The 10,014-nt window shown below is 42.1% G+C and carries 11 protein-coding genes; 4 read left to right on the forward strand and 7 right to left on the reverse strand.

Going from position 1 to position 10,014, the window contains the following annotated elements; translation table 11 throughout:
• Positions 1-55: 55 nt before the first annotated feature.
• Positions 56-655 carry a sigma 54-interacting transcriptional regulator gene (locus tag WKI49_05250; protein MEJ7621896.1) on the forward strand — a complete coding sequence of 200 codons (600 nt, stop codon included), beginning with the start codon at positions 56-58 and terminating at the stop codon, positions 653-655.
• A gap of 9 nt (positions 656-664) precedes the next feature.
• Positions 665-946 (forward strand): hypothetical protein, encoded by a 282-nt coding sequence (locus WKI49_05255; GenBank protein ID MEJ7621897.1) that lies wholly within the window; start codon positions 665-667, stop codon positions 944-946.
• On the opposite strand, the gene WKI49_05260 is transcribed toward WKI49_05255, so the two are convergent.
• The 4 genes from WKI49_05260 to WKI49_05275 are packed head-to-tail and all read right to left on the reverse strand — an operon-like array spanning position 923 to position 4,888.
• A complete protein-coding gene (locus tag WKI49_05260; GenBank protein ID MEJ7621898.1) occupies positions 923-1,813 on the reverse strand; it encodes a bifunctional riboflavin kinase/FAD synthetase in 891 nt (296 codons plus the stop codon). The genes WKI49_05255 and WKI49_05260 overlap by 24 nt on opposite strands.
• Positions 1,814-1,851: 38 nt before the next feature.
• Positions 1,852-2,448, reverse strand: coding sequence for an NYN domain-containing protein (locus tag WKI49_05265; protein MEJ7621899.1), 597 nt, complete (start codon positions 2,446-2,448; stop codon positions 1,852-1,854).
• Positions 2,445-3,659: a peptide chain release factor 1 gene (locus WKI49_05270; protein ID MEJ7621900.1), complete on the reverse strand. Its 1,215-nt coding sequence runs from the start codon at positions 3,657-3,659 to the stop codon at positions 2,445-2,447. The genes WKI49_05265 and WKI49_05270 overlap by 4 nt, the downstream gene beginning before the upstream one ends.
• Positions 3,660-3,682: 23 nt before the next feature.
• Positions 3,683-4,888, reverse strand: a complete 1,206-nt coding sequence (locus WKI49_05275; protein MEJ7621901.1) for a hypothetical protein — start codon at positions 4,886-4,888, stop codon at positions 3,683-3,685.
• Between the two features lie 17 nt (positions 4,889-4,905).
• On the opposite strand from WKI49_05275, the gene mazG reads away from it, so the two are divergent.
• Entirely contained in the window at positions 4,906-5,664 is a 759-nt protein-coding gene (gene mazG, locus WKI49_05280; GenBank protein ID MEJ7621902.1) for a nucleoside triphosphate pyrophosphohydrolase, read from the forward strand.
• On the opposite strand, the gene WKI49_05285 is transcribed toward mazG, so the two are convergent.
• The 3 genes from WKI49_05285 to WKI49_05295 are packed head-to-tail and all read right to left on the reverse strand — an operon-like array spanning position 5,633 to position 9,132.
• Positions 5,633-6,877 (reverse strand): epoxyqueuosine reductase QueH, encoded by a 1,245-nt coding sequence (locus WKI49_05285; GenBank protein MEJ7621903.1) that lies wholly within the window; start codon positions 6,875-6,877, stop codon positions 5,633-5,635. The two genes, mazG and WKI49_05285, sit on opposite strands and share 32 nt — an antisense overlap.
• Positions 6,874-8,094, reverse strand: a complete 1,221-nt coding sequence (locus tag WKI49_05290; GenBank protein MEJ7621904.1) for a cysteine desulfurase family protein — start codon at positions 8,092-8,094, stop codon at positions 6,874-6,876. Before WKI49_05290 ends, WKI49_05285 begins: the two co-directional genes overlap by 4 nt.
• A gap of 3 nt (positions 8,095-8,097) precedes the next feature.
• The gene (locus tag WKI49_05295; protein MEJ7621905.1) at positions 8,098-9,132 is read right to left on the reverse strand and encodes an Mrp/NBP35 family ATP-binding protein; all 1,035 of its coding nucleotides are present in this window, start codon (positions 9,130-9,132) and stop codon (positions 8,098-8,100) included.
• An 83-nt stretch (positions 9,133-9,215) separates the two neighbouring features.
• Between WKI49_05295 and WKI49_05300 the strand changes: the two genes are divergently transcribed.
• Positions 9,216-10,014: twitching motility protein (locus WKI49_05300; GenBank protein ID MEJ7621906.1), on the forward strand; the 799-nt coding region annotated here is incomplete at its 3' end.

Genomic DNA, 10,014 nt, shown 5'->3' on the forward strand with positions numbered 1-10,014 from the left:
GATAATTCTAAATCTTATGCTTATGGTTTTTGGCAAGTTATTTGCGTAGGATAAATTGTTTTTAGACGAAATAGGTGATATGCCACTTCACCTGCAGGCAAAGATACTCCACTTAGTCCAAGAAAAAGAGTTTGAAAGACTTGGAGATACAAGGACAAGAAGGGTAAACCTTCGCATAATAGCCTCCACAAACAAAAACTTAAGAGAGCTTATAAAGCGTGGTGAATTTAGAGAAGACATTTACTATAGGCTAAGTGTTGTAAGACTATACCTCCCTCCTCTCAGAGAAAGAAAGGAAGATATACCAGTGCTTCTTAAGCACTTCTTGGAAAAATATACAAGGAAATACTCAAGGAGAATAAAGGGCTTTTCCTCAGAAGCAATAAGACTTTTGCTTTCATATCACTTCCCTGGCAATGTGCGGGAACTTGAAAACATAGTAGAGCGTGCGGTTATCACTTGCAGAGGAAGCCTAATAAACCTTGAAGACCTTCAAATTGAGTTGGAAAACTCCCAGAGGGAACAAGAAAAGGAAAGAGAAAAGATAAAAAGAGTCCTTGAAGAGGTGGGTGGAAACAAGAGCCTTGCAGCAAGAATGTTAGGTATGCACAGAACCACGCTTTGGAGAAAGCTAAAAGAGTTAGGCATGGGTTAAAATATACCTATGAAGTTGGTGGCAAGAAGTGTAAGCATTGAGGTAATAGGCGAGATAGAAAGATGCCATGATGGTGAAAACTCCAAGTTTTATTGCTTGCCCGTGAAGATTCATTTTGACAATGGTCAAGTAAAAGAATACATGCTTAGGGCTCATGGAGAGCCAAAAACCCTTAAGGACTTTCTGGAAAACAAAAAGGGTCTTAGAGATAGGATGGAAAAGGCTTTTGGTTTAACTGAAGATGGTAAGGTTCTATACATAGGATACTTAGAAGAATCCTTTGGCTCTTGAAATATCTTCCTTTATCTGTCTTTTGAGCTCCTCTGGGTTGGAGAACTTTTTCTCTTCTCTAAGAAACTTGAGAAACTCCACCTTTATTTCCTTATCCCTTAAGTTTCCTTCAAAGTCAAGTATATGAACCTCTAAGACCCTTTTCTTGCCTCCAAAGGTAGGTCTTACCCCATAGTTGGCAACACCCATAAAGCGGTCTTCAACCCTTACCACATATACACCTTCTCTCAAACAGAGGTTCTCTGTGTTTTGCAAGTTTGCAGTTGGAAAACCAAGAATGGAGCCCCTTCCTTCGCCAGATACTACCTTTCTTTTAAGGGAATAATTTCTTCCAAGGTATAGGCTGGCTTCTTCAAGCCTACCCATATGAAGCAGTCTCCTTATAAGGGTGCTACTCACCACATGTCCATTTATCCTAAAAGGTTCCATCTCCTCCACTTCAAAGCCCATTTCTTTGCCGAGCTCCTTTGCAAGTTCTATCTCACCCTCACGCTTGTATCCAAACCTCCAATCATATCCCACCACAAGATGCTTGCACCTTAACCTGTTCCATAAAACCTCTCTTATAAAGTCCTCTGCGGAAAGCTTTGAAAAGCTTCTATCAAACCTTATAAATACCACTTGGTCCACACCATGCTTGAGAATAAGCTCTGACCTCTCCCTTATGTCCGTAAGCTCGCAAGGTGCCTGCGTAGAGTTCAAGACCCATAGTGGATGTGGATAAAAGGAAAGCACTAAGCTCTTTAAACCCTTTTCCTTAGCTTTTGAAATTAGTCTTTCTAACAGACGTTGATGTCCTCTGTGGACTCCGTCAAAGTTTCCAACGGTTATGGCATAATGTTCTGTGAGTTCCTCTATGCACTTCAAGCCTTTGATACATCCACTCCTACTGGTCCTAAGACACACTACCCTTTCCATAGCTTTTTAATTCTTTCCCAAAAGCTGAGCTCTTGGGACACCTCTATTTTTTCTTGCACCACAAACCTATCTAAGTAGTCATCCAAGAGTAAAAACCTATCGCAAACCTTACGAAGCTGATAGGAGCTTGTCCTCTTAAAAGAAGCATTTTCCACCCTTTTGCCAATCCTTTGTACCTCCTCAACCGTGTATGAAAAATCGCTGTCTCCACTTACCAGCACCGCAGTATCGTAGGTGTTTGTATAAGCCATGCTAAGCATGTCCGTTGCAAGCATTATATCCACTTCCTTCTCCACATATTCACCAGAGGGCAGTTTTCTTAGTTTTGCCAATTTCACTTTTATACCTTGTAGAGAAAGCTCCTCAAGAAACCTTTTCTGCCTCATATAGCTTTCCCATTCTGGACTGTTTTTCTTTATGTCCTTTTCTTGAGGTATGGCTCCATAAAAATATGCCCTTATAAGCTTTCTGTCTTCCTTTAAAAAGTCAACTAACTTTTGATAGTCTATCCTTATGTTCATATACCTTATGGCATGAAAGAGGTTAGACCCATCTATGAAAATTACCACCCTTTCATAGTTCATAGAGCAAACCGCATAAAGCAGGCAAGCCCATCTATTTTCTTCTTTAATTCTTCTAAATGTATAACCTTAATCCTTGCTCTTTCTTCAAGAGCAAACTCAATAATTTCATCTACCACATCTGGCACTGGATAAACCTTGTCCTCCAACGGGCAATCTGGTGTAAGGAGAGGTAAGTGGGACTTTTCACATACATATCCCGGCTTTTGAAAGTCATCCGCAAGTAGCAAAAGCCTTACATTTCCGTTGTAGAGTTGCTGTAATACCCTTGAAGTTCCATTTACCGCAAGTCCCTTACCTTCCAACTCCTGCAGTTCCTCTACCAATTTCCTCTCCTCTTCTTTACTCTTTTCATAAAGGAGGTTGTATACCTTTTCCTTGACTTCCTCTTCCACATAGGATGGATTTGCCTCTATGTATCCTATGAGCCTTTCCAATAGGTATGGATGGAGATGGTTTTCTATATCCCTTATATCCTCCCTATCAGAGCCTATAACCAGTTTGTCAAATTTGCTCTCTTTCCATGCTTCCATAAGAGCATCACTTGCCAATTTAAAGAGCCTATGCCTTTCTTCTCTTATCCTCATATTAAACCTGTATTCGCCATAAGAATGTTGGACCACGTTTGGTCCACCTATTCTTGCAGGCATAGAAAACTTCATAATACCTTCTGCTCCCTTAAGCCCACTACCTCCCGAGTGGAATTTATGTGCCCTTGTGGCAAGAGGCTCCATAAAGTCCAAAACCTCCCTCATTCCCTCAAGGTCCATAAGGAAAAAGCGTGCATGCTTTCTGTCTATGAGTAGCACTCCTATTCTACCAAGCTCTTCGTCAATTACCGCTATTTCTCTTATAAGAGGGTCGTGGTCTACTATGAGCCTGTTTTTGTAGGTGTATGGTAGCTTAACAACTTCAAAAAGTCCTCTGGAAGAGGAGGAAAAGATGGCTATTGCTCTGCATCCTTTTAGATTTTCAGGTTCTGAAAGAAAATCCTCTATCTTCTTAAAGTCCTCTTCCACAGACCTTAGAACATGGTTTTCTAATCCTCTGTTCTCTAAGTGTTCCCTTTGAGCTTTAACCAGGTTTTTAAAGGTTCTAAGATACTTTCTGTCTGTTCTTTCTTCCACACCAAGCTTAAGATAGAGGCTTGTGACCATGTAATCGTCCGCTTTAAAACTCAAAAGCCTTTCCAGGACCTCTTTCAACCCAGTCATCATCTGCCTCCTTTTTATGCTACCTAATCTTTATATTTTATCAGAACCTCATTAATATATCTGTGCTTGCTCTTATCGTCCTCACCCCATAAAATGCCAAGAACTTTCCATCTTTTTGCTTTTCCAAATGTAAAGTATATTCTTCCCCCTATAGGCTTTAGCTTAAAGATATTCCTGTAGCCCTTCATTACCTCAAACCTTTCAGTCATATCCTTCATGTTAAGTAGCATAAGCTCTTTTAGAAATTCTCTTTTTGCCTCTTTGTTGAGCTCCATAAATTCCCTAACCGCACTTTCTTCAAACTCTATGTTTTCAAAGAGAGTTGAAAGTAAGTCTTCGTATATTTGTTTTTTGCTCTCTACCTGCTTGAGAAGGTTTTCCACCTGTAGCTGAAGTTTTTCCCTCTCCTTTTTTTCTCCTTCAAACCTTTGCAAAAGCTCCTCATATTTCTGGCTTATCTCCATATTCTCTTTGGAAAGCTCTTCTAAGAGCTCCTGCAGAGATATGAGCTCTTTTGATAGTCTTTTTCTTTCTTGTCTTAGCCTTGATACCTCTTCTTTGCTTCCCCTTGGCTGTGTGTCCTGCATAACTTCTAACATTTGAAAGAGTTCTCTGTTTATTTTAGTTAGCCTTTCAAGTCTTTCCGTATACTCCGTAAGCTTCTTCTGGTTTTCCTGAAGTTTTTTAACAAGCATTTCCTTTTCACGCTCAAGCTTTTCCCTTTCTATAAGCTCCTCTTCTCTTAGCTTTTTAAACCTACTTTCTATAAGTTCCTTCTCCTTTGAAAGCCTTTCTGTAAGCTCCTTTAGAAGGTTTATTTGTTCCAAAAGCCCTCTGAGCTCCACATTATTTCTGATTAGCTCTTCTTCAAGCCTTCTTCTTTCCTCTTCAAGCCTTTTCGTTCTTTTCTCAACGGGAGACTCAAAGAGCCATATAAGAGATACGGTAAGCAGGAGAGAGGGAAGAAACTGCGTTATGACTTCGTAGTCTCCCCTCACAATAGAAAGCCCTATTATCTGAAATAGGGAAACGTAAGCAAGCCATATGACGGTCTTTTCTCTATATCCAAAAAGCCATGCAAGATAGAGAGCGGAAGTGAAAGATGCAACCATGAGAATACCCTCTAAGTGAAGGGGAAATAGGTCAACGGGTAGCAGAGTAGACAGGTAGTGTAGTATAAAGTTATAAGAGACTATGAGAAAAAGCAGTTTTAAAGCTTCTCTTACCATTAAGTATAATATAGCCTATGGAAGCTTTTGATGAGCTTTTGAGGATTATGGAGGAGCTTCGCTCTAAGTGTCCTTGGGATAGGTCTCAAACTCACGAGACTTTGAAGAAGTATCTTATAGAGGAAGCTTACGAGCTTCTTGATGCTATTGATTCTGGAGACGATGAAAAACTAAAGGAAGAGCTCGGAGACCTTTTGCTTCAGGTGGTTTTCCACTCTCAGATAGCAAAGGAGAGGTCCGCTTTTGACATAGAGGAGGTAATCCAAAGGCTTAATAAAAAGCTCATAGAGCGTCATCCCCATGTCTTTGGCTGTGAAACTCCGGAAGAGGTGCTCAAAAACTGGGAGGAGAGAAAGCTAAAGGATAGGGAAAGCATTCTTGACGGTGTTCCCAAGAGCCTTCCTGCACTTATGAGGTCTCAGAAACTTCAAGATAGAGCAAGTCTTGTAGGCTTTGACTTTGAGAGACCAGAGCAGGTAATAGAGAAAATAATGGAGGAACTTCAAGAGCTAAGAGAAGCCATGACCTCTGGAGATAGAAGAGAGCTTGAGCATGAGCTGGGAGACCTTCTCACTGCGGTGGTAGAGCTTGGAAGACTTCTTAAACTTGATGCGGAACTATGCCTTCAAAAGGCAAATGACAGGTTTGAAAAGAGGTTTAGATATATGGAAAAGAGGGCAAAGGAAATGGGTAAAGACCTAAGGCAGATGACCCTTGAGGAAATGGACGCCTTGTGGCTTGAGGCTAAGAGGTTTGACTACACAGAAAACTCCTAACCTTTTTACCTGTTCTTTCTTCAAAGTATCTCACTCCGGGGTTTCCGAGAGTGCTCGCACCAACCAAGAGGTAGGCTTTTCTTCCCAAAGCTATGTCCCTTTGCTCTTTTCTTAGAAACTCCTTTAACCATTCCAAGCTTATTCCTGTCCCATCCTGAAGGGTGTCCGCAGGCAGGTAAGCTATATCTTCCGCATCCAAACTACCTATAAGTAAAATAAGAGACTTGTCTGGGCTTATCTCTGTCTGGAGCTCTGCGGAGACTCTGTTTCTCAAAAGGCTCTCCTCATACTCCCGTGGGACAAGAAAGGTTGGGTTGCAAAGGTTATCAGGATACTCAAGAGCTTCATCTCTCAAGCCTTCTGTCAAAATTACCCTTAGACCGCCCTTGTTATAGTATATTACCCTTCCTATCTTCTCCACAGGGTCTGCCTTTAAAATACCTCTTATAGATGGAGAGTAGGGTCTTACAAAGGATGGGATTGTCTGACCATTGACTTCAAGTTTTCCTTGCAAAACTTTCCAATTGAGAAAGCCAAACTCCCACTCCCTGCAAGAAAGATTTAGTTCACCTTGGACAAAAAGCCTTATTTCTTTTATAAAGGTCAACTCCTCCTTGCTTCCCGGTCTTCTGCCACCAAAAGAGACCAAATCCCATTGCACTGGACCCTTTTTCTGTTTAAAAAGCCCGTATATGCATCCGCAGTAGTCTTGATGGTATAGCTCCAGCTCCTTTGAAAGCCTGAACATCTCTTGAGTGCCACCACCTTTGCGATAGTCCAAGGCTAAGAACTCAATGCCTGAGTTTTGGCACACCTTTTGTCCACTCTCTTTTAGCATTAGAAACTCCTTCTTTGGACTCATAAGCAAGGTGGTGGTAAGGTGAGTTGCACCAAGTTCCTTTGCCACTTCAAGGCTTCTAAGAAGCCTGTAATCAAAGCATATAGCACATCTTTTTCCCCTTTCTGGTTCATCCTCATAGCCTTTTACCGCAGAAAGCCAACCCTCCAAGTCGTATTCTCCTTCTATGAGTTCTATGCCAAGCTCTCCACATATCCTTTTTGTTTCCAAAAGCCTAAGCTTATACTCTTCGTAAGGATGGATATTAGGGTCGTAGAAAAAGCCCACTATATCGGACTCTGGGTAGTCTTCCCTTAGCCTTTTCAAAAAGTAAACCGCATCGGGTGCGCAACATATATGGACCAGAATCTTCATTTCCTACCCTTTACATACTGCTCCCAGTTTTCTGGCGTAAAAGGTGATAGCTCTCTGAGGAGTTTTACCGTCTTTGGAAACTCTTCAAGCACATAGTCCACGTCCTCTTCTGTGTTATCCCTTCCAAAGCTAAAAACTATAGAGCCGTTAGCCACCTCTTTGGGAACACCTATGGCAAAGAGCACATGAGACTGCTTTAGAGCCAAAGACACGCAGGCGGAACCAGAGGCGGTCTCTATACCCATTAGGTCAAGCCTAAGGAGCATGGCTTCTCCTTCTATTAAGTGGACAATCAAAGAAAGATGATGCGGTAGCCTTTGTGTGGGATGCCCCGTAAACTCTATCATATCAAGCCTTTCTTCAAGACCCCTCTTTAGCCTGTCTCTGTATGAGGAGAGCCTTTCCATTCTTTCTGGCAGTTCCTTCATGGCAAGCTCGCAGGCTGCACCAAAGCCCACTATACCCGGCACGTTTTCCGTTCCAGCCCTTACACCCCTTTCTTGAGTTCCACCTTCTATTAGTGGTCTTATCTTTACACCCTTCCTTGTCCACAAGGCACCCACACCCTTAGGTCCATACATAAGGTGTGCGGTAAAGGAAGCAGCATCTACACCCCAATCCTTTAAGTCTACAGGATAGTGTCCCAGTGTGGGGCAGGCGTCTGTGTGAAAGATAACCTTTGGATTTTTCTCCTTTGCAGCTTTTACGAGCTCCTTTATGTTTTGTATAGTTCCTATTTCTCTGTTGGAGTGCCCTATGCTTACAAGAACCGTATCTGGTCTGACCGCATCCGCCAGCTGTTGTGGGTCTATAAGTCCATACTTGTCTGGCTTTAGGTAGGTTACCTCCCAACCCCTCTTCTCAAGGCTTTTTAGAGGGTGCAATATGGAGTGGTGCTCTATCTCCGTGGTAATTATATGTCTTCCCTTCTTCTCATAAGCCTCCGCTATACCCTTTATGGCTAAATTGTTAGCTTCTATACCACCAGAGGTGAATATAAATTCTTCGGGACTATTGGCGTTTGTAAGGACTGCCAGTTTTTCCCTTGCTTCGTTTATAGCCTTTTTTGCCACCTGTCCAAAGCTATGCAGAGACGTGGGGTTTCCAAAGTGCTCTCTAAAGTAGGGAAGCATAGCCTGTAGGACTTCTTCCGCTACTGGTGTTGTTGCAATGTGGTCTAAGTAAACTACCCTTTTACCCGCTTTTTTAACAAACATCTTTTACCTCCTTTCCGTTATGTCGCTAATTAGCTTTGCTATGCTTATAAAAGCCCTTGCGGTATCTGAGTCTGGATGACTTTCTACCACTGGTCTTCCAAGGTCAGAGGTCTCCGCAAGCTCTGGGTCAATGGGTATTGAACCGAGTATCTTAAGCCCATAGGTGGTGGCAAACTCTGCCACCCTACCCTTTCCAAAAATGTAATATTTCTTGCCACTATCGGGGCATACAAAGTAAGCCATATTTTCTATAACACCAAGAATGGGTATTTGAACCTCTTTGAACATGGCTACCGCTTTCTTCACATCCGCCAAAGCCACATCCTGAGGAGTGGTCACCACCACCGCACCACCCATATGCACGTTTTGAGCAAGAGTGAGCTGAACGTCTCCAGTGCCTGGTGGTAGGTCAAGTATAAGGTAGTCAAGCTCTCCCCATTTTACGTCAAAGAGAAACTGCGTGAGTGCCTTCATAAGCATGGGACCACGCCATATAACTGGTGTGTCCTCGGAGGGAAGCAAAAAACCTATAGAAAGCAGTTTTATTCCATACTTTTCTATGGGTATTATTTTGTTGCTTTCGTCCACATGTACTCGCTGACCCTTCACACCCATTATGGTGGGAATACTTGGTCCGTATATGTCCGCATCCAAAAGACCAACCCTATATCCAAGCTTTGAAAGAGCAAGGGCAAGGTTTGCGGAAACAGTAGACTTACCCACGCCACCCTTTCCACTACCAACTGCGATAAGATGCTTTATGCCAGGCACTCTTCTTCTGGTAAAAATGGGAGCACCCATTACAGGTTGTGCGGGAATGTCCTCTACAAATCTAACCTTTATATCCTCTACATCTGGCACCTTCTCAAGAGCATTTCTGGTCTTTTCCACAATATCTTCCTCAAGACCCTTTTGAGGAAGTCTATACACTATCTCAAGGGTTCTTCCTATAAGCTTTATGTCTTTGACTAATTCAGAAAGTCTGGAGTTGTTAACCACCTCATCTCTGAGTGCTTCCATAATATCCTTTATAGCCATTTTCTCCTCCTGTTCTCATAATATAATTTTTAGCCTAAACATAGTTATGAGAATTATCAACAAGGAGAAGAGTAATGAATTATATGCCACAGATAGTTAGTTATTTGAGCGCTAATGAGGATATAGCAGAAATATACCTTTTGCCAAGGGCTTTTATAATGGAAAGAAAGGGTCAAGAACTCATAAGGATATCTGATACTATCCTTACACCTGAGGATATAAGGGATACGCTGATAGCTCTTAGAAGTCACACGCCCTTTGCACTTGGACCGCTTGGAAAAGAAGGCATGTTTTCCTTTGGTCTTCAAAAGGTGGGGAGGTTTAGAGTAAAATACATCACACAAAGAGGTAGTTACGTGGTTCATATCTTGAAAACTCCCTACAACATACCGCCTATGGATAAACTTTGTCCGGACAAAAGGCATTTGGAGAAATTGGAAGAAGTAGTAAGGCTTTATAACTCAGGCTTTTTTATCTTTCAGGGTAAAAACCATCTTTTGGTAAGCACACTCATTTATTCCCTTCTACAGCACGTCTGTCAAAATTTCAAAAAGGTTATTTTTATCTTAGAATCTCCTCTTACCTTTCTCCTCGGACACGGGCAGTCCCTGGTAGTGCAGAGAGAAGTGGGTGTTGATGTGGATACCTTTGAAGAAGGACTAAAGGACGCCTTCTATATGAACCCTAACATACTCTTTGTGGGCCATAGAGAGATAATAAAGCCTAAGGAGCTGGAATATATACTTATGCTTGCGGAGAATACCCTACTTATACTCAATTTGTCCGTGACGGATACAAACCTTATAGAATTTGCTAAGCCTTTGCTTAGGGCGTGGGTGCAAGTAGAAAGCGGTATGGAAGGAACAGTATGCTTAAGCTTCA

Source organism: Aquificaceae bacterium, from assembly GCA_037722135.1.
GTDB classification, from domain to species: domain Bacteria; phylum Aquificota; class Aquificia; order Aquificales; family Aquificaceae; genus Pampinifervens; species Pampinifervens sericum.

Coding starts and splice junctions, on each gene's coding strand:
- WKI49_05255 (MEJ7621897.1), top strand. CDS start 665: ATGAAGTTGGTGGCAAGAAGTGTAAGCATTGAGGTAATAGGCGAGATA.
- WKI49_05265 (MEJ7621899.1), bottom strand. CDS start 2,448: ATGAACTATGAAAGGGTGGTAATTTTCATAGATGGGTCTAACCTCTTT.
- WKI49_05270 (MEJ7621900.1), bottom strand. CDS start 3,659: ATGACTGGGTTGAAAGAGGTCCTGGAAAGGCTTTTGAGTTTTAAAGCG.
- WKI49_05275 (MEJ7621901.1), bottom strand. CDS start 4,888: ATGGTAAGAGAAGCTTTAAAACTGCTTTTTCTCATAGTCTCTTATAAC.
- mazG (MEJ7621902.1), top strand. CDS start 4,906: ATGGAAGCTTTTGATGAGCTTTTGAGGATTATGGAGGAGCTTCGCTCT.
- WKI49_05285 (MEJ7621903.1), bottom strand. CDS start 6,877: ATGAAGATTCTGGTCCATATATGTTGCGCACCCGATGCGGTTTACTTT.
- WKI49_05290 (MEJ7621904.1), bottom strand. CDS start 8,094: ATGTTTGTTAAAAAAGCGGGTAAAAGGGTAGTTTACTTAGACCACATT.
- WKI49_05295 (MEJ7621905.1), bottom strand. CDS start 9,132: ATGGCTATAAAGGATATTATGGAAGCACTCAGAGATGAGGTGGTTAAC.